This is a genomic window from Variovorax sp. AC194, assembly GCF_979257995.1.
This window is the reverse complement of sequence record NZ_OZ409823.1, coordinates 3,783,477-3,808,057: the sequence shown is the minus strand read 5'-3', so window position 1 is coordinate 3,808,057 and position 24,581 is coordinate 3,783,477. Positions and strand designations below refer to the sequence as shown.

At 69.4% G+C, this 24,581-nt stretch carries 24 protein-coding genes; 19 read left to right on the top strand and 5 right to left on the bottom strand.

Annotated elements, in window-relative coordinates; genetic code table 11:
* Nucleotide 1: 1 nt before the first annotated feature.
* The 3 genes from ACZYRS_RS18115 to ACZYRS_RS18105 are packed head-to-tail and all read left to right on the top strand — an operon-like array spanning nt 2 to nt 1,610.
* Nucleotides 2-361, top strand: coding sequence for an ExbD/TolR family protein (locus ACZYRS_RS18115; protein WP_463420358.1), 360 nt, complete (start codon nt 2-4; stop codon nt 359-361).
* Complete coding sequence (locus ACZYRS_RS18110; protein WP_463420357.1) at nt 358-1,134, top strand: TonB family protein; 777 nt, start codon at nt 358-360, stop codon at nt 1,132-1,134. The genes ACZYRS_RS18115 and ACZYRS_RS18110 overlap by 4 nt, the downstream gene beginning before the upstream one ends.
* Complete coding sequence (locus ACZYRS_RS18105; protein WP_463420356.1) at nt 1,131-1,610, top strand: molybdopterin-binding protein; 480 nt, start codon at nt 1,131-1,133, stop codon at nt 1,608-1,610. The genes ACZYRS_RS18110 and ACZYRS_RS18105 overlap by 4 nt, the downstream gene beginning before the upstream one ends.
* Nucleotides 1,611-1,620: 10 nt before the next feature.
* On the opposite strand, the gene ACZYRS_RS18100 is transcribed toward ACZYRS_RS18105, so the two are convergent.
* Nucleotides 1,621-2,517 (bottom strand): LysR substrate-binding domain-containing protein, encoded by an 897-nt coding sequence (locus ACZYRS_RS18100; RefSeq protein ID WP_233101477.1) that lies wholly within the window; start codon nt 2,515-2,517, stop codon nt 1,621-1,623.
* Between the two features lie 165 nt (nt 2,518-2,682).
* Here ACZYRS_RS18100 and ACZYRS_RS18095 point away from each other — a divergent pair, with 165 nt between their 5' ends.
* Genes ACZYRS_RS18095 through ACZYRS_RS18085 form a run of 3 tightly spaced genes read left to right on the top strand, consistent with a single transcriptional unit; the run spans nt 2,683 to nt 6,302 of the window.
* Nucleotides 2,683-3,654 carry a Bug family tripartite tricarboxylate transporter substrate binding protein gene (locus tag ACZYRS_RS18095; protein WP_198783889.1) on the top strand — a complete coding sequence of 324 codons (972 nt, stop codon included), beginning with the start codon at nt 2,683-2,685 and terminating at the stop codon, nt 3,652-3,654.
* 31 nt (nt 3,655-3,685) lie between these two features.
* Nucleotides 3,686-4,804, top strand: coding sequence for a DSD1 family PLP-dependent enzyme (locus tag ACZYRS_RS18090; protein WP_463420355.1), 1,119 nt, complete (start codon nt 3,686-3,688; stop codon nt 4,802-4,804).
* Between the two features lie 34 nt (nt 4,805-4,838).
* A complete protein-coding gene (locus ACZYRS_RS18085; RefSeq protein WP_463420354.1) occupies nt 4,839-6,302 on the top strand; it encodes an N-acyl-D-amino-acid deacylase family protein in 1,464 nt (487 codons plus the stop codon).
* Between the two features lie 4 nt (nt 6,303-6,306).
* On the opposite strand, the gene ACZYRS_RS18080 is transcribed toward ACZYRS_RS18085, so the two are convergent.
* The gene (locus ACZYRS_RS18080) at nt 6,307-7,494 is read right to left on the bottom strand and encodes an amylo-alpha-1,6-glucosidase (protein ID WP_463420353.1); all 1,188 of its coding nucleotides are present in this window, start codon (nt 7,492-7,494) and stop codon (nt 6,307-6,309) included.
* 120 nt (nt 7,495-7,614) lie between these two features.
* On the opposite strand from ACZYRS_RS18080, the gene ACZYRS_RS18075 reads away from it, so the two are divergent.
* Both ACZYRS_RS18075 and ACZYRS_RS18070 read left to right on the top strand, forming a co-directional pair.
* The gene (locus ACZYRS_RS18075) at nt 7,615-10,215 is read left to right on the top strand and encodes an excinuclease ABC subunit UvrA (RefSeq protein ID WP_463420352.1); all 2,601 of its coding nucleotides are present in this window, start codon (nt 7,615-7,617) and stop codon (nt 10,213-10,215) included.
* A gap of 150 nt (nt 10,216-10,365) precedes the next feature.
* Nucleotides 10,366-11,346 (top strand): ferritin-like domain-containing protein, encoded by a 981-nt coding sequence (locus tag ACZYRS_RS18070; protein WP_463420351.1) that lies wholly within the window; start codon nt 10,366-10,368, stop codon nt 11,344-11,346.
* 54 nt (nt 11,347-11,400) lie between these two features.
* Here ACZYRS_RS18070 and ACZYRS_RS18065 read toward each other — a convergent pair whose 3' ends face one another.
* Both ACZYRS_RS18065 and ACZYRS_RS18060 read right to left on the bottom strand, forming a co-directional pair.
* Nucleotides 11,401-12,681, bottom strand: a complete 1,281-nt coding sequence (locus ACZYRS_RS18065; RefSeq protein ID WP_463420350.1) for a phospholipase D-like domain-containing protein — start codon at nt 12,679-12,681, stop codon at nt 11,401-11,403.
* A 22-nt stretch (nt 12,682-12,703) separates the two neighbouring features.
* Nucleotides 12,704-13,336, bottom strand: a complete 633-nt coding sequence (locus ACZYRS_RS18060) for a response regulator (RefSeq protein ID WP_042581246.1) — start codon at nt 13,334-13,336, stop codon at nt 12,704-12,706.
* A 271-nt stretch (nt 13,337-13,607) separates the two neighbouring features.
* Here ACZYRS_RS18060 and ACZYRS_RS18055 point away from each other — a divergent pair, with 271 nt between their 5' ends.
* Both ACZYRS_RS18055 and ACZYRS_RS18050 read left to right on the top strand, forming a co-directional pair.
* Nucleotides 13,608-13,886 (top strand): hypothetical protein, encoded by a 279-nt coding sequence (locus ACZYRS_RS18055; protein WP_198783882.1) that lies wholly within the window; start codon nt 13,608-13,610, stop codon nt 13,884-13,886.
* A gap of 49 nt (nt 13,887-13,935) precedes the next feature.
* Complete coding sequence (locus ACZYRS_RS18050; RefSeq protein ID WP_463420349.1) at nt 13,936-15,042, top strand: ATP-dependent DNA ligase; 1,107 nt, start codon at nt 13,936-13,938, stop codon at nt 15,040-15,042.
* A gap of 13 nt (nt 15,043-15,055) precedes the next feature.
* On the opposite strand, the gene ACZYRS_RS18045 is transcribed toward ACZYRS_RS18050, so the two are convergent.
* Nucleotides 15,056-15,286, bottom strand: a complete 231-nt coding sequence (locus ACZYRS_RS18045; protein ID WP_198783881.1) for a hypothetical protein — start codon at nt 15,284-15,286, stop codon at nt 15,056-15,058.
* Nucleotides 15,287-15,361: 75 nt separating this feature from the next.
* Here ACZYRS_RS18045 and ACZYRS_RS18040 point away from each other — a divergent pair, with 75 nt between their 5' ends.
* From ACZYRS_RS18040 to ACZYRS_RS18000, 9 genes are all read left to right on the top strand, one after another.
* On the top strand, nt 15,362-16,306 hold the full coding sequence (locus tag ACZYRS_RS18040) for a DUF72 domain-containing protein (RefSeq protein ID WP_463420348.1): 945 nt from the start codon (nt 15,362-15,364) through the stop codon (nt 16,304-16,306).
* Between the two features lie 116 nt (nt 16,307-16,422).
* Nucleotides 16,423-18,840, top strand: coding sequence for a catalase (locus tag ACZYRS_RS18035; protein WP_463420347.1), 2,418 nt, complete (start codon nt 16,423-16,425; stop codon nt 18,838-18,840).
* A 17-nt stretch (nt 18,841-18,857) separates the two neighbouring features.
* On the top strand, nt 18,858-20,204 hold the full coding sequence (locus ACZYRS_RS18030; RefSeq protein ID WP_463420346.1) for an NRAMP family divalent metal transporter: 1,347 nt from the start codon (nt 18,858-18,860) through the stop codon (nt 20,202-20,204).
* Nucleotides 20,205-20,344: 140 nt separating this feature from the next.
* A complete protein-coding gene (locus ACZYRS_RS18025; protein ID WP_463420345.1) occupies nt 20,345-20,593 on the top strand; it encodes a hypothetical protein in 249 nt (82 codons plus the stop codon).
* A gap of 48 nt (nt 20,594-20,641) precedes the next feature.
* Complete coding sequence (locus tag ACZYRS_RS18020) at nt 20,642-21,823, top strand: DUF3182 family protein (RefSeq protein ID WP_463420344.1); 1,182 nt, start codon at nt 20,642-20,644, stop codon at nt 21,821-21,823.
* Nucleotides 21,807-22,583 (top strand): alpha/beta hydrolase family protein, encoded by a 777-nt coding sequence (locus ACZYRS_RS18015; protein ID WP_198783876.1) that lies wholly within the window; start codon nt 21,807-21,809, stop codon nt 22,581-22,583. Before ACZYRS_RS18020 ends, ACZYRS_RS18015 begins: the two co-directional genes overlap by 17 nt.
* 60 nt (nt 22,584-22,643) lie before the next feature.
* Nucleotides 22,644-23,129 (top strand): DUF421 domain-containing protein, encoded by a 486-nt coding sequence (locus ACZYRS_RS18010; RefSeq protein ID WP_463420343.1) that lies wholly within the window; start codon nt 22,644-22,646, stop codon nt 23,127-23,129.
* A gap of 154 nt (nt 23,130-23,283) precedes the next feature.
* Complete coding sequence (gene budC, locus ACZYRS_RS18005) at nt 23,284-24,048, top strand: meso-2,3-butanediol dehydrogenase (RefSeq protein ID WP_463420342.1); 765 nt, start codon at nt 23,284-23,286, stop codon at nt 24,046-24,048.
* Between the two features lie 112 nt (nt 24,049-24,160).
* Nucleotides 24,161-24,472 (top strand): hypothetical protein, encoded by a 312-nt coding sequence (locus tag ACZYRS_RS18000; protein ID WP_463420341.1) that lies wholly within the window; start codon nt 24,161-24,163, stop codon nt 24,470-24,472.
* Nucleotides 24,473-24,581: the final 109 nt, after the last annotated feature.

The following is a 24,581-nucleotide window of genomic DNA, read 5'->3' as shown; positions in this document are numbered from 1 at the left end:
CATGAACATGCTCCCGTTCGTGGACATCATGCTGGTGCTGCTCACCATCGTGCTGACGACCTCGAGCTTCATCGCGAGCGGGCGCATTCCGGTGAACCTGCCGCAGGCCAGCGCAAGCCCGTCCGACACCTCGCAAACGCAGACCATCGTCATCGATGCGGCGGGCGCCATTCACTTCAGCGGCGAGACCGTGAACGCCGACGCGCTGAAGACAAGGCTCGCCGCCGTGGACAGGCAGACCGCCTTCCTGCTGCGCGCCGACCGGACGGTGCAGTTGCAGCGCTTCATCGACGTGGCCGATGTGTTGAAGCAACTGGGCTTCGCCCGGGTGGCCGTGCAGACCGAGGTGGGCACGAAGTGACGGCCATCGGCGCCTTGCCTGAGCGGCGATTGCGTCTTGTGTTCGCGGTCGGCCTCGGCATTTCGGTGCTGCTGCATGCGGTGATCGTGCTGCCGTGGCTGATGGGCGACCGGGTCGCGGCGAAACCTCCGCGGCACGAGCAGCTGCGGGTCGATCTGCTGGGGCTGGTGAGCAACCGACAGAGCGAACAGCAGCTCGCCGGGCAGCCTTCGCCGCCGGAAAAAACCGCCGTGGCCGAGCCACCGCGAGCGCAGCCCGCGGCGCCGCCGCCAAGGCCTGCTGCAAGGAAAGAGGCGCGCGAGCGGCCCGTCGTGGCACGTCAGGCCGCGCCCAGCCCGGTGCAGGTGGCGCCACCGGCCGAGGCGTCCGTCCCGAGCCCACCCGATCCACCCGCGCAGGCGGCTGTCGCGCCACCCCCAGCCACCGGCGCCGAGGAAGAACGCACGCAGCAAACCGTGCGCGCACGCAATACCGATGCCGATGCCTTGCGCAAATACCTAGCGAGCCTGAAAAAGGCGATCCAGGGCAAGCTGGTCTATCCGGCCGAGGCGCGCGAGGCGGGCTATGTCGGCGCGCCGACGATCCGCTTCACCCTCACCGAGAGCGGCAGCATCCTGTCCGGCTCGCTCGCGGTGCAGAAGAGCAGCGGATACCCTGTGCTCGACGAGAGCGCGATGCGCGCCGCGCTCGCCGGCGCGCCCTTCGAGAAACCGCCGCGGCAGATGGATGTCGCGATCGCCGTCGCATTTGTTCAAGACCGGGAGCGACCATGAACGCCCAAGCCATTGCAAGCATTCCCATCGTTGCAGACACCGAGCCGCTGAAGATCCTGGGCGCCGTTCCCAGGCCCCGCGTCTTCACCATCGACGACCTCGTGCAGCTGGGCCGACACGCGCTGGGCCCCACGCAGGTCCTGTGCTTCTCGGGCCGCGCGGTCGCGCAGGTGGACAGCTACGCCGGAGCCCGGCTCATCGATGTGCTCGACCAGTGCGGCCTGTCGGAGCGGCCGCGCCCCGAACTCAAGCGCTGCATCGTCCGCGTGCGCGGAGACGACGGCTACGAAGCCGTCTTCAGCTGGAACGAGCTCTACAACAGCACGATCGGCGAGAAGGTGCTGGTGCTGTACGAGAAGAACGCGGGGCCGCTCGAGCCGCACCTGGGCACGCTGTGCCTGATCTCCGCCAACGATGCGCGCCTGGGCCCGCGCCACCTGCGGGGCATGTCGCAGGTGACGGTGCAGATGCTCTAGGGCGCGGCGGTCAGGCGTCGTTCGCCTGCGCCAGCAGCCATTGCCTGAACACCTGCAGCGACTGCATCTGCGCCGACTCCTCCGGGTACACGAGGTAGTAGCCCTTGGCATAGCGCCACTTGCGCCGCGACAGCCGCCTGAGCCGCCCCGAGGCCACCGACTCGTCGCTCATGTACGGCGGCAGCAGCGCCACGCCCATGCCCGCGAGCGAGGCGTTGAGTGCCATCGACATGATGTCGTAGCGCGGTCCCTCGCGGCCCGCTTCGGCCGCGATGCCTTCGCGCGCGAACCACTCGTCCCACGCGCCGGGCAGCGTCTGGTGGTGGATCAGCGCCGAGCGCGGCGTGCTCGCATCGACCGTCTTGCCATGCGCGGCGATCCACGCGGGCGCGGCGTAGGGCGAGAGGTCCAGCGGCAGCACGAATTCGCTGTGCAGGCCCGGCCGCTTGCCGTCGCCGAATTCGAGCGATGCATCGGCCGGCGTCGCGCTGAAATCCACCGGCCCCACGCGCGTGCCCAGGTTCAGCGTGATCTCGCCGTGGTCGCGCGTGAACTCCGGTAGCCGCGGAATCAGCCAGTAGCTGCCGACCGAGGCGCCGCACGACAGCGACAGTTCGCCGCCGCGCCCCTTGAGCGCCATCACGTTGGCCGTGGCGCGCTCCAGCCGCTGCAGCAGCGGTGCCACTTCGCCCAGGTAATAGCGGCCCGCGTCCGTCAACGCCAGCGCCTCGCGCCGCCGCGTGAAGAGCTTCACGCCGAGCCGGTCTTCCAGCGTCTGCACCTGGCGGCTCACCGCGCCCTGCGTGAGGCGCAGCTCCTGCGCGGCCGCCGTGAAGGAGCGCAGCCGCGCGCTTGCCTCCAGGCACATCAAGGACATCGTCGAAGGGGCGCGAACGTGCTGGTTCATGAGAAAAGAACAAGTCTGGTGCATGCGCCCTCTGGTGGTAACCCTGAGAGCACCGCCACCGTGCATGAGGAAAGCGCATGCTAAACCCAGAAAACGTGGGTTGTCCAACGCGACCCGCGAACCGATCATCGGCGCACCGATTCCTTACTGCCGGAGTTCTCTGCCATGCGTCCACGTGCCTTGCTGTGTGCTCTCTTCGTCGCCGCGATGGCGGTGGTCTCGCTGCCGGCCGCCGCGGCCTATCCCGACAAGGCGATCCGCCTGATCGTGCCTTCGGCGCCCGGCGGCGCGCCCGATTCGCTGATGCGCGCGCTCGGCGCGCAGCTCTCGCAGCAGATGGGCGTGCCCATCGTGATCGACAACAAGCCCGGCGGCTCCTACACGATCGGCACCATGGACCTGGTGCATGCCGCGCCCGATGGCTACACGCTGGCCTACGGCAACATCGTCTCGCTGGCCACCAACCGGTCGCTCTTGCCCAACGTGCCCTACGACGTCGAGAAAGACCTGACGCTGGTCGCCAACACGCTGCGCCTGTCGAACCTCATGATCGTCAACAACGAACTGCCGGTGAAGAGCGTCACCGAGCTCATCGCCTACGCGAAGAAGAACCCCGGCAAGCTCGCCTTCGCGTCCGACGGCAACGGCACCACCGCGCACCTGGGCGTGGAGCTCTTCAAGTCAATGACGGGCACCAACATGCTGCACGTGCCCTACAAGGCCGCGACGGCCGCGGTGACCGACCTCATCGGCGGCGGCGTGCAGTTGATGATGGTCAACACGCCCGTCTCGGGCCCGCTCGCGCAGTCGGGCAAGGTGAGGGCGCTGGGCATCTCGTCGCGCCAGCGTTCGTCCACGTACCCGGACGTTCCGACCATCGCCGAGGCCGGCGTGCCCGGCTTCGAGGTGGAGGCCTGGGGCGGCATCATCGGCCCGGCGCGCATGCCCAAGGAGGTGGTGGCCAAGCTCAATGCCGAGATCCGCACCGCGCTGGCTAACCCCGGCCTGCGCGAGCGCTTCCGGCTGCTGGGCGCGGAGACCGATTTCGCGACGGCAGACCAGTTCCTGGAGCTCTCGCGGCGCGAGACGGTCAAGTGGGCAAGGATCATCAAGGACTCGGGCGCCAAGATCGATTGAACCGATTGAACCGATTGAGAGCACGCTCCCCATGACCCCCTGGAAAGCCGCAAGGCCCGGCGACCCCGTCGGCGCCATCGATACCCCCGCGCTCGTGCTCGACCTCGATGCGTTCGAGCGCAACCTCGCGCGCATGGCCGAGGCGTTGCGCGGCAGCGGCGTGCGCCTGCGCGCCCATGCCAAGTGCCACAAGACGCCCGAGATCGCCCTGCGCCAGATCGCGCTGGGCGCGGCCGGCATCTGCTGCCAGAAGGTCAGCGAAGCCGCGGTGTTCGTGGAAGCCGGCATCGCCGACGTGCTGGTCACCAACCAGGTGATGGGCGAGACCAAGCTGCGGCACCTGGCCGCGCTGGCCCGCAAGGCGCGCATGGGCGTGCTGGTGGATCACCCGCAGCAGGTCGAAGCGCTGAGTGCCATCGCTCAAGCCGAGGGCGTCACGTTGGACGTGTACGTCGAAGTCAACGTCGGCGCCAACCGCTGCGGCGTCGCGCCCGGCGAAGAGGCCGTGCGGCTCGCGCTGCAGGTCGCGGACGGCGCGCCGCAGTTGCGCTTCATGGGCCTGCACTGCTACCACGGGCCGGCCCAGCACCTGCGCGCCCCCGAGGAGCGCGCCGCCGCCATCGCCGGCGCCGTGGAAGCCGCGCGCACCACCCGCGCCGCCATCGAGGCCTGCGGCATCGCGGTCGAGCGCGTCACCGGCGCGGGCACCGGCAGCTTCCCCCACGAGCGCGATTCGGGCGTGTTCAACGAGATCCAGGCCGGCTCCTACGTCTTCATGGACCGCGACTACGGCGACAACCGGCGCGGCGAGGGCGACATCGCGTTCGAGCACGCGCTGTTCGTGCGCACCACCGTGTTGAGCCGCACTACGCCCGAGCGCGCCGTGGTGGACGCTGGCCTGAAGGCCTCCAGCGTCGATTCAGGCATGCCCACCGTCTGGCAGCGCCCCGAGCTGCGCTACCTGAAGGCCGCCGACGAGCACGGCGTGCTGGCCACGCCCGATGCCGCGGCGCTGTCCCTGGGCGACCCGTTGATGCTGGTGCCCGGCCATTGCGATCCGACCGTCAATCTCTACGACGAACTGGTCTGCGTGCGCGGCGGGCGGGTGGAGGCCCTGTGGCCGATCGCCGCGCGCGGCGCGCTGCTTTAACTCTCTCTTCAATCCGAGGCATTCAAGGTACCCGATGCAAGAAAAATTCGACCTTCTCATCCGCAACGCCAGCATCGTCGACGGCACCGGCGCGCCCCGCTATGCGGGCGACATCGGCATCCGCGGCGACCGCATCGCCCGCATCGGCGATCTCTCCGCCGCGCACGGCGAAGTGGAAATCGACCGGGCGGGGCGCATCGCCGCGCCCGGCTTCATCGATGCGCACACGCACGACGACCGCCTCATGCTGTCGAATCCCGACATGGCGCCCAAGGTGAGCCAGGGCATCACCACGGTGATCGCGGGCAACTGCGGCATTTCGCTCGCGCCGATGCCGGGCGGCATCACGCAGCCGGTCACGCCGCCCCTGAACCTGCTGGACGAGGAGGGCGGCTGGTTCTCCTTTCCCACCTTCGCCTCGTACATCGCCGAGCTGCGCGCCAAGCCCGCGGCCACCAACTGCGCGCTGCTCGTGGGGCACACCACCTTGCGCGTCGCGACGCTGGACGACCTCGCGCTGCCGGCCACCGACGAACAGATCGTGCGCATGCGCGCGCTGGTGCAGGAGGCGCTGGAGGCCGGCGCCATCGGAGTTTCCACGGGCCTCTACTACGAGCCCGCGGTCGCCGCGCCGACCGAGGAAGTCATCGAGACCTGCCGTCCGCTGAAGGACTTCAACGGCGTCTACTGCACCCACATGCGCAACGAGGCCGACCGCGTGATCGACTCGCTCGAGGAAACCTTCCGCGTCGGCCGCGAGGTGGGCGTGCAGGTCGTCATCTCGCACATGAAGGTGGTCGGCCCCGAGAACCATGGCCGCTCGCAGGAGGCGCTCTCCTTCATCGAGAAGAACATGGCCACGCAGCCCATTTGCCTGGACTGCTACCCCTACACCGCCGGCTCGACCATCCTCTCGTCCGACCGCGCCGCGAGCTCCTCGCGCGTGATCGTGAGTTGGTCCAAGCCCATGCCCGAATACGCGGGGCAAGACCTCGACGTGATCGCCAGGAAGCTGGGCGTGGATCAGGACGAGGCGATCCGCCAGTTGAGCCCCGCGGGCGGCATCTACTTCCGACTGGACGAAGCCGATGTGCAGCGCATCCTGAAGTTCGACCAGACCATGATCGGCTCCGACGGCCTGCCGCACGATGCGTCGCCGCATCCGCGCCTGTGGGGCAGCTTTCCGCGCGTGCTGGGCCACTACGGGCGGCTGCTCGGGCTCTTTCCTCTGGAGACGGCGATCTACAAGATGACGGGCCTCACCGCGAAGAACTTCGGCCTCAAGGACCGCGGCGTGCTGAAAGAGGGCGCCTACGCCGACCTCGCCCTCTTCGATGCCGACACGGTGGACGAAGCCGCCACCTACGAATCGCCGATGGCGCCGGCGCGCGGCATCGAGGCGGTGATCGTCAATGGCGCGGTCGTGTGGCAGGGCGGGCCGACCGGCGCGCGGCCCGGGCGCGTGCTGGCGCGCGAGATGGAAACAGCGAAAGGCTGAGGCCTCACCACGCGTCCGCGCGGCCCTCCAGCGCGCGGCGGGCGAGCAAAAAGGTCGACGCGTTCCAGCTCTGCCCGGCCATGCCCATCGGCACCAGCGTCTTGCCGTGGAACCACTCGGTGAAGCGCCAGTCGTCGAGCGAATTGACGTGCGCGAGCCGTGCGAGTTCGGCTCGGGCGAGATCGTGCCGTCCGACGTTGGCCAGCGCCATCACCCAGAAGCCGCCCACGAACGGCCAGATGCCGCCGTTGTGGTACTGGTGCACGTCATTCTGCTGGTGGCGCCCCATGTAGGGCCGCCACAGCTCGTGCTGGCGCGACAACGGATGCAGCACGACCCGCACCGGGAACGGATCGGCGGCACGTGAGTTCGCGATGGTGTCCACGATGCGGCCGGCCATCTCGGGTTCGGCCAGGCCGGCCTGTATCGCCAGCGCGTTGCCGAACACGTCGCCCTCGTTGCCGACGAATGCGAAGTTGACGAAGCTCAGGTACAGCGCCGGGTCGCGCCGCCCGCGCCGCGCGTAGTGCCGCAGCAGCCGCGCCCGGTGGTATTCGGGCAGGTCGCGCTGGAACGGATTGAACATGTGGTTGAAGTGGTGCTGCGTTTCCTCGGCATGGTCGAGCGCGAAGCGGCGCTTGACGTCGTACCAGAGCGCGTTGCTGTACAGCACGTAGCCCGAGCGCGGCATGATGTCGGCCCAGTCGCTCGCCTCGTTCTGCTGCAGGAGCCGGAAGTGCTGGTGCTCCTGCGCGAGCAGCCAGCCGATCGCACGGGCCACGCCGTCTTGCCAGTGAGATGCACCGACGGTGCCGTGGCGGCGCACATGGTCCACCGCGATCAGCCACCACAGCGTGGCGTCGATGCAGCCCAGGTACCAGAAGTCCGCGTCCTGGCCCTCGGGGTCCACGTACTTGGGAATCTGGCCGTTGGCCGCCTGCTGCGCCGCGAGCGCATCGAGGCTCGCGACCGCGCCTTGCTCCAGCGCCGGCACGCCGCTGCCGCACATGGCCATCACGCAGATCGCGGCATCGCGCCCGAAGATGCGCGTGTAGCGCCGCGCCACGGCGGCCTCCGTGCGGCTGGCGGCCAGGATGCCGTGCGGGGTGAGGTTGCTTTCCAGGAGCGCGAGCGAGGCCTGCGTGCAGGCGTCGATCAGCGCGAGCGAATCGGTGTCGGGCATCGTCGTCATGGCATGGATCGTATGAGATGCGGCGCGCGGAAGTCCGACGCCCGGCGTGGTCCGGTTCTCACAGCGCGGACCCGTCGTACGCTGCAGGCTTCCGATGTCTGTAGAAAAAGGCAGAAAAACATGGCGAGCAAATCCGCCCGCGGCACCGATCATTTCGTGCGCGTCCGCGGCGCACGCGAACACAACCTGCGCAACGTCGATGTCGACATCCCGCGCGACGCGCTCGTGGTGTTCAGCGGCATCTCCGGCTCGGGCAAGTCGTCGCTGGCCTTCGGCACGCTCTACGCCGAGGCGCAGCGGCGCTATTTCGAATCGGTCGCGCCGTATGCGCGGCGGCTCATCGACCAGGTGGGCGTGCCCGCGGTCGACGCCATCGACGGGTTGCCGCCCGCGGTCGCCCTGCAGCAGCAGCGCGGCACGCCGAGCACGCGCTCCTCGGTGGGCAGCGTCACCACGCTGTCGAGCCTGCTGCGCATGCTCTATTCGCGCGCCGGCGACTATCCGCCGCGCCAGCCGATGCTCTATGCGGAAGACTTCTCGCCCAACACGCCGCAAGGCGCATGCCCGACGTGCCATGGCCTGGGCCGCATCTTCGAGGTGACCGAGCGCTCGATGGTGCCCGACGACACCCTGAGCATCCGCGAGCGCGCCATCGCCTCGTGGCCGCCCGCCTGGCACGGCCAGAACCTGCGCGACATCCTCGTCACCATGGGCATCGACGTCGACAAGCCCTGGCGCGACTTGCCGAAGAAGACGCGCGACTGGATCCTCTTCACCGAGGAGCAGCCCACCGTGCCCGTGTACGCCGGCTTCACGCCGGCCGAGACGCGCGCGGCCGTGCGCAGCAAGATGGAGCCGAGCTACCAGGGCACCTTCATGGGCGCGCGCAAGTACGTGCTGCACACCTTCGCGACCACGCAGAGCGCGCTCATGAAGAACCGCGTCGCGCGCTTCATGGTGGGCGGCGACTGCCCGGCCTGCAAGGGCAAGCGGCTCAAGCCCGAGGCCTTGTCGGTGCGCTTCGCGGGGCATGACATCGGCGAGATCGCGCGCATGCCGCTCACGCAGTTCGCGCAGGTGCTGCGGCCGGTGGCGGCGGGCGAGGCGCCGGCGGCGTCGGGCGGCGCCGGCACTCGGAGCGCCCTGCGCGAAAAAGGCGGTGCGCATGCCGCGGCGCCCGACGTGCGCCGCACGCCCAATCAATCGGCGGAAAAGCGCATCGCCGCGCAACGCATCGCGCACGACCTGCTGGAGCGCGTCACGGTGCTGAACGACCTGGGCCTGGGCTACCTCTCGCTCGACCGCAGCACGCCGACGCTCTCGCCCGGCGAACTGCAGCGCCTGCGCCTGGCGACGCAGATCCGCTCGAATCTCTTCGGCGTCGTCTATGTGCTCGACGAGCCCTCGGCCGGGTTGCATCCCGCGGATGGCGAGGCGCTGGTCGTGGCGCTCGACACGCTCAAGCGCTCGGGCAATTCGCTCTTCGTGGTGGAGCACGACCTCGACCTCATGCGGCGCGCCGACTGGCTGGTGGACGTGGGGCCCGATGCGGGCGAGAAGGGCGGCGTCGTGCTCTACAGCGGCCCGCCCGAGGGGCTGCGCCATGTGAAGGCGTCGCACACCGCGCGGTACCTGTTCGCGACCCACACGGCGTCGTCGCGGCCCGTGCGGGAACCGGCCGCATGGCTCGCGCTGGAAGGCGTCACGCGCAACAACCTGCAGGGCCTCGCGGTAGCGTTTCCGCTCGGCGTGATGACGGCGGTGACCGGCGTCTCGGGCTCGGGCAAATCCAGCCTGGTGAGCCAGGCGCTGGTCGAACTCGTGGCCGCGCACCTGGGCCACGAGGCGCCGCCGCCGGACGACGAGCCCGATGCCGAGCCCAGCCTCGCGGGCCGCACCGGTGGCCACATCGCCGGCGGCATGGAACGCATCCGCCGGCTGGTGCGCGTGGACCAGAAGCCCATCGGCCGCACCCCGCGCTCCAACCTGGCCACTTACACGGGCCTGTTCGACCATGTGCGCAAGCGCTTCGCCGACACCAAGGCCGCCCGCGCGCGCCGCTTCGATGCCGGCCGGTTCTCGTTCAACGTGGCCAAGGGCCGCTGCCCGACCTGCGAGGGCGAGGGCTTCGTGAGCGTCGAGCTGCTCTTCATGCCCAGCGTGTATGCGCCATGCCCCACCTGCCACGGATCGCGCTTCAACGAACAGACGCTGAAGGTGACGCTGCGCGACCGCACCATCGCCGACGTGCTGGCCATGACGGTGGAAGAGGCGCACGCCTTCTTCGCGGACGACGCCGCCATCGAACGGCCGCTGCGGCTGCTCGCGGCCATCGGCCTGGGCTACCTGCGGCTGGGGCAACCGGCCACGGAGCTCTCAGGCGGGGAGGCGCAGCGCATCAAGCTGGCGACGGAACTGCAGCGCTCGCAGCGCGGCGATGCGCTGTACGTGCTGGACGAGCCGACCACGGGCCTGCACCCGTCCGACGTGGACAAGCTCATGACGCAGCTGGGCGGGCTGGTCGATGCCGGCAACACCGTCATCGTCGTCGAGCACGAGATGCGGCTGGTCTCCGCCTGCGACTGGGTGATCGACATGGGGCCGGGCGCGGGCGATGAGGGCGGGCAGGTGGTGGCGAGCGGCACGCCGCAAGAGGTGGCGAAGGCCCGGGCGAGTCGGACCGCGCCTTACCTGGCGCGCTGGACGTCACCGGGCGGGTGAGCCCCGCGAGCCCCGTGACCCCCGTGAGGCCCGACTGCGCCTACAAGCAGCCGGGCCCAAGCCCCACGGTCGCGCGTGCTCGGGCCCGCAGGATGAAGTCTGTTCGATCGCGCATCGACTTTATTTCAACCCTCATTCAAGGAGCCATCCATGGCAAAAGACCGCACAACCCTGCATCCTGACGATCTCAACCGCGATCCCATCTCGGGCGCGCCCGGCGCTCATCCCGTCGGCACCGGCGTCGGTGCCACGGGTGGCGCCGTGGCGGGCGCCGCCGTCGGCGCGGCCGGCGGTCCGGTGGGCGCGGCGGCCGGCCTCGTCGTCGGTGCAGTGGTCGGCGGGCTCGGCGGCAAGGCCGTGGCCGAGCGCGTGAACCCGACCGCCGAGCGCACCTACTGGGAAAACGCCTACGACCGCGAGCCGTATTACGAGACGGGCCGCACCTACGACGACTACGGCCCGGCGTACGAACTGGGCTGGTCCAGCCGCAATGCCACAGTCGATGAATTCGCCTCGGTCGAGCCCTCGCTCGCACGCGAATGGGAGGCACGCCGCGGTGCTTCGTCGCTCGACTGGGAGCGCGCCCGCCCGGCTTCGCATGCCGCGTGGGAGCGCGCCGACCGTCTGTATTTCCGCGAGGAAGAAATGGCGATCCCCGAAGGCGATCCGCTCTCGAACGACGACGTGGTCGACGTGCTCAACGACCTGCTCGAAAACACCCGCGACGGCGAATACGGCTTTCGCACCTGCGCGGAGGAAGTCGAGACCGGGCGCCTGAAGGAAGTTTTCGCGTCGCGCGCCGCGCAGTGCCAGGCGGCGGCGAGCCAGCTGGTGGAACTCGTCATCACCTACGGCGGCAAGCCCGCGGAAGGCGGCACGACCACCGGCGCGATGCACCGCGGCTGGGTCCATGTGAAGGGCGCGCTGGGTGCGAACAGCGAGCTGTCGATCCTGGAGGAATGCGAGCGCGGCGAAGACGCCGCCGTGGCGCGCTACCGCAAGGCGCTCAAGCAATCGCTGCCCACCGGCGTGCGCCAGATCCTGCAGACGCAGGCGCAAGGCGCGCAACGCAATCACGACCAGATCCGCGACCTGCGCAATGCCGCACGCGCCGCCAAGGCGCGCAGCTGACGCGCTGACGCGTGAACCCAAGGAAAACGCGGCCTTCGGGCCGCGTTTTTCGTTTCAGAGCTGAACCGAGAGCACCGATGCCAGGTGCTCCATCGCCTTCTCGTGCAGAGGGCGGCTCTTCCAGGCTTCGAGCGTGACGCGTTTCGACTGCTTCAGGTCCGCCTCGAACTGCACGGTCTCCTCGGCGGCGAAGGCCTCGTCGTAGATGTTGAGGTTGGCTTCGTCGTTGAGGCGAAACGAGCGGTTGTCGAAGTTGGTGGAGCCGACCGACACCAGCAGTCCATCGACCATGAAGACCTTGCAATGGAACATCGTCGGCTGGTATTCGCTGATCTCGGCGCCGGCCTCCAGCAGCGGGCCCCAGGCGGCACGCGATGCGGCGCGCACGGTCTGCGAATCGATGATCGGGCCGGGCGTGATGATGCGAAGCCGCACGCCGCGCTGCATGGCCGCGACCAGCGCGCCCACGGTCAGATCGTCGGGCACGAAGTAGGCGCTCGAGAGGTCGATGGTCTTCGTGGCCGCCGCGATCGACAGCAGGTACATCAGGTGCATGCTCTCGCTGCCGCCCGAGGGCGAGCTGCTGAACACCTGGGCGCGGCCTTCGCCCACCGCAGCGAGCGGCGGAAAGTAGCGCTCGCCGTGCAGCACGTCGCCCGACACCTTGATCCAGTTGTCCATGAACACCGCCTGCATCTGCGCCACCGCCGGCCCCTCGACCTTGTAGTGCGAATCGCGCCAGTGCTGCGGGTCCTGCGCGCGGCCCGTCCATTCGGGCGCGATGCCCACGCCGCCGGTGAAGCCGACGCGCCCGTCCACCACCAGGAGCTTGCGGTGGGTGCGGTTGTTCATGCGGCCGATGTCGTACCAGCTCGGCTTGTGAAAGCGCCGGATCTGCACGCCGGCCGATTCCATCTCCTTGATGAAATCGTCGTCCACCTTGGCGCTGCCCACCCAGTCGAGCAGCACGTGCACCGGCACGCCGGCCCGCGCGCGCTCGGACAGCGCATCGGCAAATTCGCGGCCGATGTCGCCCGACCAGTAGATGTAGGTCTCGAAGGTGATGCTCTGCTTGGCGCCGCGGATGGCCTCTAGCATCGGCGGAAAGATCCGGTCGCCGTTGTAGAGCGCCTCGAAGCGGTTGCCGCCCGTGATGGGCGGCCCGAGCAGCACGCCCAGGGCGCGCTGGTACTGCGCATCGTGCAGCGCGTACTCGCGGCGAATCTGCTCGTCGATCTTCTTCTCGCTGCCACCGAGGTTGACCACCAGCAGCGTCGCCGCGACCGTCAGCACGAACGTCCAGAAGATCGCCTTGAAGGTCTTGCGGTGCCTCACGCTGAAAGAACGCGCGGCATGCTCAATCGATCAGCTGCGTCTTGATGGCGTAGTAGGTGAGGTCGCTGTTCGTGGAGAGGTTCATCTTCTCCATGAGCCGCGTGCGGTAGGTGCTGATGGTCTTGACCGAGAGCGACAACGCCTCGCCGATGCTGCCTACCGATTCGCCCTTGGCCAGTTTCAGGAACACCTGGAACTCGCGCTCCGACAGGTGCTTGTGCGGCGGCTCGCTGTCCTTGCGCTCCAGCTGGCCCGCCAGCAGCTCGGCCACCGAGGCCGAGATGTAGCGGCGCCCGAGCGCCACGGTGCGGATGGCGTTGGCGATTTCTTCGGGCGCGCATTCCTTGTTGAGGTAGCCCGATGCGCCCTGGCGGATCAGGTTGACCGCGTAGTGCTCCTCCGGATAGCCGCTCAGGATGAGCACGCCCAGCTGCGGCGCCTTGGCGCGCACCATGGCCAGCGCGTCGATGCCGCTCTGGCCGGGCATGGACAGGTCCATCACCAGCACGTCCATCTCGGTGGTGCGGACCATGTCGATCGCTTCGCGGCCGGTGCCGGCCTCGCCGACCACCCGGAAATCCACGAAGGTGGAGAAGAAAGCCTTCAGGCCTGAGCGAACGACCGCGTGGTCGTCGACGATGCCGATCTTGATCATGAGGGGCGCTCCTTTCCGTGTGGGCGAAATGAATGTTGGCCGCGCATTTCGCGGCGAGAGGAACAATGCCACAGCGGCGCGGCTTTCCGCGTTGGCGCACGCAGGTCGCGCTGTTGTCCTGCACGGCGAGGCTCCGCTGTCCGCCATGAAGACGCGCGCTTGCGCCGATTCGTGGCGCTGCGCCTACATGGCATGTCCCGAGGCGCCGACACGACGGCCACGGCGCGCGCAAAACCATCGGGTTTTTTCCAACTCGCGAAGGACGAAAACCATGGCCACCAGCACCCCCTCGGGCATGGACCCGATCGGACCCCACGACGACAACCCATCCACCCCGCCCGCACGCGACAGGCTGGAGCGGGGCGGCACGGAAGGCACCGCGCCGCTCGATTTCGACGACGACGAGATCTACTCGGGCCGCGGCAAGAAGCGCGACGGCGGCACCACCCATGCCGCGGGCGGCGACAGCGGAAAGCTCGGGCCGCCGGCCGAGCAACTCTCGGACACCAACGCGCCGAGCGATCCCGCCAACCGCAAGGGAAGTTCATGACGCTGGGCGCTGCGCCCGGCGAGGCCAACCGATCGCTCGCGCCCTGAGCATGCGCACGCCCGCTACGGTCGAGCCCATGCTCGCGAAGATCGCCGAGGCCGTGCCGCCCGAAGGCGACTTCCTCTACGAGCCCAAGTGGGACGGTTTTCGCGCCATCGTGTTTCGCGATGCGGCCGGCGTGCGCGTCCAGAGCCGCGACCTCAAGCCGCTGGACCGCTACTTTCCCGAACTGCATGCGGCGCTGCTCGCGGGCCTGCCGGGCCGCTGCGTGCTGGACGGCGAAATCGTCATCGCGGGCGCCGCGGGGCTCGATTTCGATGCGCTGCTGCAGCGCGTGCACCCGGCCGCGTCCCGCATCGAGCGGTTGGCGCGCGAGACGCCCGCGTCGTTCGTGGCCTTCGACCTGCTGGCGCTCGATGGGCGCGACCTGCAGCGCCGCGGCCAGAGCGAGCGGCGGATGCTGCTGGAGGCGTTCATGGCCGACGTCGGCCCGCCGATCCACCTCACGCCGATGACCGAAAGCCGCGCGGTCGCGCTGCAATGGCTGGACGATTTCGAAGGCGCGGGCCTCGATGGCGTGATCGCCAAGCGGGCCGACGGCGCCTACCTGCCGGGCGAGCGCGCCATGTTCAAGGTGAAGCACGTGCGCACGGCCGATTGCGTGCTGGCCGGGCTGCGGTGGCACAAGTCGAGCACCTCCGAGGTGCCTGCGGTCGGCTCGCTGCTGCTCGGCCTCTGGGATGCGAAGGGCGTGCTGCAGCACGTGGGCGCAACCTCGTCGTTCGACATGGCCACGCGCCTGGCGCTCGCGCGCGAACTCGCGCCGCTCATGCGCAACGCCGGCCGCGGCCACCCTTGGATCGGCGCCGATGAAGCGGCCACCGCTGCGCTGCAGGCCCGCCAGCGCGCACCGGGCGCGCGAACGCGGTGGAATTCCGGCAAGGATCTTTCGTGGGTGCCGCTGCGTCCCGAGCGCGTGTGCGAGGTGCGCTACGACCACCTTCAGGGCGAGCGCTTTCGGCACGGCGCCATCTTCGTGCGCTGGCGGCCCGACAAGCCGCCGGCCGCCTGCACCTACGCGCAGTGCGAGGTCACGCCGCCCTACGAACTCGCACGGGTGTTCGCCGCCGAGCGCGAACGCCCGACGTCGCCATGAAGCGCCGCGCCGCTCAGCTCACGCCCAGAACGATCGCGCCCGATTCGATGAACCGGTCGAACTCGATCTTCGGAATGGCGGCGGTGAGCGGCTGGCCGTCTTCGGTCCAGGTCAGCACGGCGCTGTCGCCTTCCACGATGACCTGGCATTCGCCTTCGGGAATCGTCAGCAGCGGGCCGTCGCCGGCGCGGAACTCGACGGGCGCGACGATGCGCGAGGTGATCTGTGTGGGATTGGATGACATGGCCGCGATGTTTGCCGCGGCAACCCGGCGCGCGCGTGGGACGGCACCGCATGAGAGGCGAGGGCAATGACCTCAATGACCTCAAAGACCTCAAAGACCGGACGCACGCTGCGCATCGGCATCTCCGGCTGGCGCTACGCGCCCTGGCGCGGGCGCTTCTATCCGCCGGGCCTCGCGCAGCGCAGGGAGCTCGAATTCGCCTCGCGGATGCTGCCCACCATCGAGATCAACGGGTCGTTCTATTCGCTGCAGCGGCCCGAGTCGTACCGGCGCTGGCACGACGAAACGCCCGAGGACTTCGTGTTCGCCGTGAAGGGCTCGCGCTACATCACGCACATGCTCCAGCTCAAGGACGTGCACCAGGCGCTCGCCAATTTCTTTGCCTCGGGCGTGCTCGCGCTGGGGCACAAGATGGGCCCGGTGCTGTGGCAGTTGCCGCCGCGCATGCGCTACGACGCCGAGCGGCTGGAGGCTTTCCTGTCGCTGCTGCCGCGCGACGCACGCTCGGTGCGCGCCCTGGCAAGCGGGCACGACGAGCGGGTGGCAGGCCGGGCCTTGCTCAAGCCCGTGCGCGGCCTGCGCATCCGCCATGCGCTGGAGGTGCGCCACCGCAGCTTCATCGATCCGGATTTCATCGCCTTGCTGCGCCGCCACGAGGTGGCGCTGGTCGTGGCCGACACGGCCGGGCGCTGGCCGCTCATCGAAGACCTGACGGCGGATTTCGTCTACCTGCGCCTGCATGGCGACAAGGAGCTCTATGCCAGCGGCTACGGCGATGCCGCGCTCGACCGCTGGGCCGCGCGCATCGAGGCCTGGCGCCGCGGCCGCCAGCCGGCCGATGCGAAGCTGGCTTCGCCCAAGGCGGCGCGGCGCGGCGCGCGGGACATGTTCTGTTACTTCGACAACGACAGCAAGGTGCATGCGCCCTACGACGCGGCGAACCTCGCGGCGCGGCTGGGCCTTGCGACAGGCATGGCACCCGGCATGGCACCCGGCAAGGCGAGCGGAACGGCGAGTTGAATGGCGGGTTGAACCGCCCGAGTCACCGACACGCGCTTTGCTGCGACGTCCTACAAAACTGCCCGATTCGCAGCACTAGGTTGGAGCCCCCTCGAACCCAACCGGACGACATACACATGGCCAAACAACCCCGAGCGAGCGCGCCGCCTTCCGCGCTCGACGCCGCCCGCTCCGCGGCACGCAACACCGACAGCGGCCCCGCCCACCCGGCACCGCCCGCGGCGGGCAAGGGCGACATTCCCGCGCAGAAGGCGATCGACACGCAGGCGCTCGCCGCGTCGATGCCCGCCAACACCAACAAGCCGCTCGAACACACGCCGGAGGCGCCCGTCGGCCTGAGCGCCAAGCCGGCGTCGCGGCTGCCCACCGGCAGCACGCCCTCGGAATCGAACGTGTCCGGGAAGACCGGCTCGGTCGCGCCCGAAGGCACCAACGCCACCATCGGCACGCTGGACCGCGTGCGCGTGGATTCGGGCGGCCAGCGGCTCACCACGAACCAGGGCGTGCCGATCGCGGACAACCAGAACTCGCTCAAGGCCGGCGCGCGCGGCCCGGTGCTGCTCGAAGACTTCATCCTGCGCGAGAAGATCACGCATTTCGACCACGAGCGCATTCCCGAGCGCATCGTCCACGCCCGTGGCTCGGGCGCGCACGGCTTCTTCGAGTGCTACGAGCCGCAGACCGAATTCACCAAGGCGGCGCCGTTCCAGGAAGCCGGCAAGGTCACGCCCGTGTTCGTGCGCTTCTCGACGGTGGCCGGCGAGCGCGGCTCCAAGGACACCGCGCGCGACGTGCGCGGCTTCGCCGTCAAGTTCTACACCGACGAAGGCAACTGGGACCTGGTGGGCAACAACATGCCGGTCTTCTTCATCCAGGACGCGATGAAGTTTCCCGACCTCGTGCATGCCGTGAAGCCCGAGCCGCACCATGCGATGCCGCAGGCCGCGTCGGCCCACGACACCTTCTGGGACTTCGTCTCGCTCATGCCCGAATCCACCCACATGCTGATGTGGCAGATGAGCGACCGCGCCATTCCGCGCAGCTACCGGATGATGCAGGGCTTCGGCGTGCACACCTTCCGGCTGGTGAACGAGGCGGGCGAATCGGTGCTGGTGAAGTTCCACTGGCAGCCCAAGCTGGGCACGCACTCGCTGGTGTGGGACGAGGCGGTGAAGATCTCCGGCGCCGACCCCGACTACCACCGCCGCGACCTGTGGGAGGCCATCGACGCGGGCGAGTACCCCGAGTGGGAGCTGGGCCTGCAGATCTTCACCGAGGAGCAGGCCGAGCAGTTCAGCTTCGACATCCTCGATGCCACCAAGATCGTTCCCGAGGAGCTGGTGCCGATCCGCATCGTCGGGCGCATGGTGCTGAACCGCAACCCCGACAACTTCTTTGCCGAGACCGAGCAGGTCGCGTTCTGCACGGCGCACGTGGTGCCGGGCATCGACTTCACCAACGACCCGCTGCTGGCCGGGCGCATCCACTCCTACGTCGACACGCAGATCACGCGCCTGGGCGGGCCCAACTTCCATGAGCTGCCGATCAACGCGCCCATCGCGCCGGTGCACAACAACCAGCGCGACGGCATGCACCGCCAGGCCATCCATCGCGGGCGCACCGCCTACGAGCCCAATTCGCTGGGCGGTGGCTGTCCGTTCCAGGCCGGCGCGGCGCAGGGCTTCGCGAGCATCGCCAAGCGCCTGGATGCCAAGGAGAGCAGCGACAAGGTGCGCGTGAAGCCCGAGAAGTTCGCCGACCACTACACCCAGGCCACGCTCTTCTTCGAGAGCCAGACGCCCGAGGAGCAGGCGCACATCGCGGCGGCCTTCCGTTTCGAGCTCTCGAAGGTGACGGTGCCGGCGGTGCGCGCGCGCGTGGTGGCGAGCCTGCTGAACGCGTCGCCCGATCTGGCCGCCAAGGTGGCGCAAGGGCTAGGCATGGAGCTGCCCGCGCCGTTGCCCAAGGCGCTGGAGACGCCCGCGACGCCCGAGGTCGACAAGTCGCCCGCGCTCTCGCTCATGGCGCGCCCCGGCGACGGCGGCATCCGCACGCGAAAGATCGCGATCCTCGTGGCCGATGGCGCGGAGGGCGCGTCCATCGGCAAGCTGGTGACGGCGCTGGTGCAGGCGGGCGCGGTGCCGCGGCTGGTCGGCCCGCGCCTGGGCACGTACACGGCGGCGGGCGGCGAGAAGCTGGAGGCCGACGCCAGCATGGAGAACAGCCCCGGCTTCCTCTTCGATGCGCTGGTGCTGCCCGACGGCCTCGCGGCGGTGGAGGCGCTGGCCGCCGACGGCCACTCGATGGAGTTCGTGAAGGACCAGTACCGCCACTGCAAGACCATCCTCGCGCTCGGCGCCTCGCAGGCGCTGCTGACCGAGGCCGGCATTCCGATGAGCCTGCCCGACGGCTCGGACGACCCCGGCCTGATCCTCGCGGATGGCGCGCATGCCGACACCGCCGCGACCGACTTCATTGCCGCGGTGGGCATGCACCGCCATCCGGCGCGCGACACCGATCCGCCGCGGGTGTAGGTAGGGGTGCAGGCACCGTGGAAAACCCGCCGGTGGTGAAAGGCGTCGATGGCCTGGGCCTGGGCCCGCCCGCCGAAGCGCAGGCGGCGGCGCCCGAAGGCGAAGAAGACAAGCAGGGCTTCTGGCACAAGCTCGGCCCCGGCCTCATCACCGGCGCGGCCGACGACGACCCTAGCGGCATCGCCACGTACACCCAGGCCGGCGCGAAGTTCGGCTACGGCCTGGGGTGGACGCTGCTGGTGACCTATCCGTTGATGGTCGGCATCCAGCTGGCGAGCGCGCGCATCGGGCGCACCACCGGGCGCGGGCTCACCTCGGCCTTCGCCACGCTGTGGCCGCGGCCGGTGGTGGCCATGGCGGTCGTGCTGCTGCTGGTGGCCAACATCGTCAACCTCGCGGCCGACCTGGGCGCGATGGCGGAGGTCACGCGGCTGGCGATCGGCGGGGACGAGGCGCTCTACGCGCTCGCGTTCGGCGTCGTCTCGCTCGGCCTGCAGGCCTGGCTGCCGTACCGGCGCTACGTGCGCATCCTGAAGTGGCTCACGCTCTCGCTGCTCGCCTACGTGGGCGTGGCGATGGTCGCGCACGTGGACTGGAAGGCGGCGCTCTCGGGCGCGGTGCTGCCGCACGTGACGTGGAATGCGGAGACGGTGAAGATGGTCGTAGCGATCCTGGGCACGACGATCAGCCCCTATCTTTTCTTCTGGCAGGCCGCGCAGGAGGTGGAGGAAATCGAGCGCGTGGACAAGGACAAGCCGCTCAGGAAGGCGCCGCGTCAGGCGCCCGCCCAGTTGCGGCGGCTGCGCTTCGATACCTGGCTGGGCATGGGCTTTTCCAACGCCATCGCCTTCTTCATGATCGTGGCCGCGGCGGCCACGCTGCACGCGAACGGCCAGCTGGATGTCGAATCGACCGCGCAGGCCGCCGAGGCGCTGCGGCCGGTCGCGGGCGATGCGGCCTTCGTGCTGTTCGCGCTCGGCATTTTGGGCACGGGGCTCCTCGCGTTGCCGGTGCTCGCGGGCTCGGCGGCGTATGCCTGCGCCGAACTCCTGAAGGTGCGCCGGGGGCTGGAGAAACCGGTGGGCGCCGCGCCGGCGTTCTACGCGATCCTCGCCGCGGCGATGGTGTGCGCCATGGGCATCAGCCTCATCGGCATCGACCCGATGAAGGCGCTGGTGTGGGCGGCGGTGATCAATTCGCTGATGTCGGTGCCGATCATGGTCGGCGTGATGCTCGCGGCCGGCAGCAGGCGGCTCATGGGCGAACTGCGGCTGCCGCTCGCCTGGCGCGTGCTGGGCTGGGCGGCGACGGGCGCGATGGCGGTGGTGTCGGTCGCATTCATCGTCACCAGCGTCGCCTCGTAGCTGCGCCGGCCGGTGCTGCCGCGCGGGACTGTTCCCACGCGCAGGTGCAGCGCCTTCCGACCGCGCGCGGCCCGAACCGGCCCACCATGGGCTGGCGCCTTCCTCTTTCGGGGAGGGGCCCACATTGCCAGGAGCGCACCATGACCAAGGAACAGAAAGAGCAGAAAGAGCAGAAGCCATTTCCCTTTCCCACGTCGGAGAACCATGGCAAACCGTCCGAGCAGGAAAAGCCCGTCGAGCAGCCCGCCAGCGAGGAAGCGCTGGACAGCGGGGTCGAGGAGTCGTTTCCCGCGAGCGACCCGGTGTCCGTCACCGTCACCAAGGTGAAGCTGCCTTCGGCGGAGAAGGACGGGGACAAGAAGAACGCGAGCAAGGACGCCCGGCGTTGACCGGCGCCAGCCACCTGGCCACTTAGCCACTTATTGCCCCCGCCCGCCATGAAAACGGCCCTCCGCCCCCGGCCTGCCGAATCGGCATCGACGTCGCCCGCACCATCACCGCTGCGGCCGCAACCGCGCAGCCTGGTGACGTGGAATCTCGACCCCCAGGCCTACTGCAGCGCGCACGAGCACGCCACCCGCAGCGACTTCGCGCGGCGGCTGGCCGTGCTCAAGGGCTGCGACTACGCCGGCGACTACGACGAACGGCAGTCCTACACCGTGGCGCCGTACTTCGTGCCCAGCAACACCGTGACCGACGCCGGGCTCGCTGAGGCCATGGGCATCGCCGGCGTGCACGACCTGTTCGGCGGCGTGGTGCCGCACGCGTTCATCGCGACCAAGGCCATCACCCATCCGGTGGCCGGCGCCGAGGCGACACAACCGCCGGGCTGGAACCCGCGCTTCGCGGACCAGATCGCCGGCTCGGCGCTGGACGGGTTCTCGTGCTTCTCGCGCGACGAGGCGCGCAGGGCGGGGCGCACCTTGCTCGGCGCGGGCGTGGTGCGCATCAAGCCGGTGACCGCGACCGGCGGCCGGGGCCAGGTCGTCGCGCGCAGCGCCGAGGCGCTGGACCGCTGCATCGACGCCATGGACGAGGCCGACATCGCCAGCCACGGCGTGGTGCTCGAAGAGAACCTGGAGCGCCCCGTCACCTACAGCGTCGGGCAGGTGATCGTGGAGCGCATGGTCGTGAGCTACTACGGCCAGCAGCGCCTGGCGCGCGACAACGCCGGCGAAGAGGTCTACGGCGGCTCCGACCTCACGCTGGTGCGCGGCGACTTCGAGGCGCTGCTGGCCGCCGCCGACCTCGCGCCGCCGCTTCGCCACGCCATCGACCAGGCGCGCCGCTACCACCGCGCGGTGATCGACTGCTACCCGGGCTTCTTCGCCTCGCGCACGAACTACGACGTGGCGCAAGGCACCGGCCGCGGCGGCGCATGGCGCTCGGGCGTGCTGGAGCAGTCGTGGCGGGTGGGCGGCGCGACGGGCGCCGAGATCGCGGCGCTCGAATCGTTCCACGCCGACCCCGCCCGCGAGCGCGTTCGCGCATCCACCTTCGAGGTGTACGGCCCGGCCACGGTGCCCGCGCACGCCATCGTGTCCTACCAGGGCGTCGATCCGCAGGTCGGGCCGCTCACCAAATACACCCTGTTGAATGCCCATGCCGACTCGCCATAGCGCCATCGATATCGCCGTGGACGGCCAGCACATCGAGGGCACGCTGTTCGCGGCCTCGGCGATGGTGCCCGGCGTGCTGCTGGTGCACGGGTGGGACGGCAGCCAGGAGCAGTACATGAAGCGCGCGCAGGAGATCGCCGCGCTCGGCTGCGTGTGCCTGACCTTCGACCTGCGCGGCCACGCGCGCCACGCCGCGCAGCGCATGGAAGTCACGCGCGAGGACAACCTGCGCGACGTGCTCGCCGCCTACGACGCGCTGGTCGGCCACCCGACGGTCGACCCGGCGTCCGTGGCCATCGTCGGCAGCAGCTACGGCGGCTACCTCGCCGCGTTGGTGACCGCGTTGCGGCCGGTGCGCTGGCTCGCGCTGCGCGCGCCGGCGCTGTACCGCGACCGCGAGTGGGACACGCCCAAGGGCAAGCTCAGCCGCACCGATCTCGTGGCCTACCGCCGCTCGCTGGTCGGCCCGAAGGACAACCGCGCGCTCGCGGCCTGCGCGGCGTTCGCGGGCGACGTGCTCATCGTCGAATCGGAAGACGACCAGACCGTGCCGCACCCGGTGCTGGAGAACTACCTGGCCGCCTTCAAGCGCGTGCGCTCGGTCACCTACCGCGTGCTCTCGGGCGCGGACCACGCGCTGTCGAAGCAGGAATCGCGGCAGGCCTACGGCGCGCTGCTGGTGTCGTGGATCACCGAGATGACGCTCGGCGCCAAGGCGAACGCGACGATCACGAAGCCGGTGTCGAAGAGCCCGGCCTGAACCATCCAGGCACAACCGAACGGCAAACGAACAACAAGCGGCAACGGACGGAGGAACGCCATGGACTCGCTCTCGGAACTCTTTCGCCTGGAGATGCCTTCCTGGCACATGGTGCTGCGGGGCACGGTGGTCTATTGGTTCCTGCTGCTGGTCTTTCGCTTCCTGCTGCGGCGCGACGTCGGTTCGCTCGGCGTGGCGGACCTGCTGTTCGTCGTGCTGATCGCCGATGCCTCCAGCAACGCGATGCAGGGCGAATACAAGACCGTGACCGACGGGCTCGTTCTCATCGCGACGCTGGTGGGCTGGAACTACCTGCTCGACTGGGGCAGCTACCACTCGCCGGTGGTGGCGCGCCTGATCGAGCCGCCGCCCGCGCCGCTCGTGAAGCACGGACGCATCGTTCACAAGACGCTGCGCCGCCAGCTCATCACGGTGGACGAGCTGATGTCCAAGCTCAGGGAGAAGGGCGTCCACGACCTGTCGGAAGTGCGCCTGGCGATGCTCGAGAGCGATGGCGAACTCAGCGTGCGCAAGTACGGCCGCTGAGCGCCTTGGGTCGTCATCCGACAGCGCAATCGCCTCCGGCTGACATCGTGGGCTTGCGGTCCTGCCGAAGCTCGCGCTTTTGCACCTTCACGCACCACCTCACCGCCGCACCACCGCACCACCTCACCGCCTTCAAGCAACCAGGAGATTCACCATGCAACGTTTCAAGGACCGCGTCGTCATCGTCACAGGGGCCGGCTCGGGCATCGGCGAGGCCACGGCGCGCCGCTTCTCGCAGGAGGGCGCCAATGTCGTGCTCGCCGGCGACACCCAGGCCAAGCTGGACAAGGTGGCGCGCGACCTGCCGCCCGAGCGCACGCTGGTCAAGCGCACCGACGTGTCCGACTACGCGCAGGTGCAGGCGCTGGTGGCGGCCACCGTCGAGCGCTTCGGCGCACTGCACGTGCTGTTCAACAACGCGGGCATCGCGGTGGAAGGCACCGTCACCGAGGCGCCGTTCGAGGGCTGGGACAAGATCATGGCGACCAACGTGGGCGGCGTGTTCCACGGCTGCCGCGCCGCGATGCCGCACCTCGTCCAGAGCAAGGGCTGCATCGTCAACACCGGCTCGGTCTCGGGCCTGGGCGGCGACTGGGGCATGGGCTTTTACAACGCGTCCAAGGGCGCGATCGTGAACTTCACCAAGGCGCTGGCGCTCGACCATGGCCGCGACGGCGTCCGCGTGAACGCGGTGTGCCCGAGCCTCACCTTCACGCCGATGACCGAGGACATGAAGGACGACAAGGCACTGATGGCCAAGTTCAAGGAGCGCATTCCGCTCGGCCGCGGCGCGGACCCCAGCGAGATCGCCGCGGTCGTGGCGTTCCTGGCGAGCGACGACGCGAGCTTCGTGAGCGGCGTTGCGCTGCCGGTGGACGGCGGGCTCATGGCCTCGAACGGACAGCCCTCGATGGCCTAGCCGCGCTGTAGGAACACACCTACGCGAACTTGCGCTCGATTCCACCGCACACGATCGCCGTGCGCGCCTTCAATCCTTGCCGCGACAGCGCTCACACAAGGAGACAAAGGTCATGGATTTCGAGGGTATTTATTGTTTCGATACCGCGTCGGTGCGTTTTGCCGTCTATCCCGACGGGCCGAAGGGCGCACGCGTCGTGGCACAGATATCGGAAGACACCCTGCACGACGGCTTCGGCACGCGCGAAGTCGGGCACCGGCTGCTGGATGTCTGCAGGAACCACTTCCACGCGATCGAGCCCGCCGTCGTCGCGCGCTACCGGGCCAATCCGCGGCAGCCGGTCGTCACGCTCACGCTGGCCGACTTCGCGGTGCAGCGCAGTGCACCGGTGGCAACGCGCGAGGACGACGCGATCGCCGCCTGAGCGTTTTATTTCCGGGAGACCGTTTCATCCCGGCCCGCATGCGGCGCGATACGGGCAGCTCTCCGACACGGCGAGGAGACACGCACCGTAGCTGCCGCGCACGTCGTTC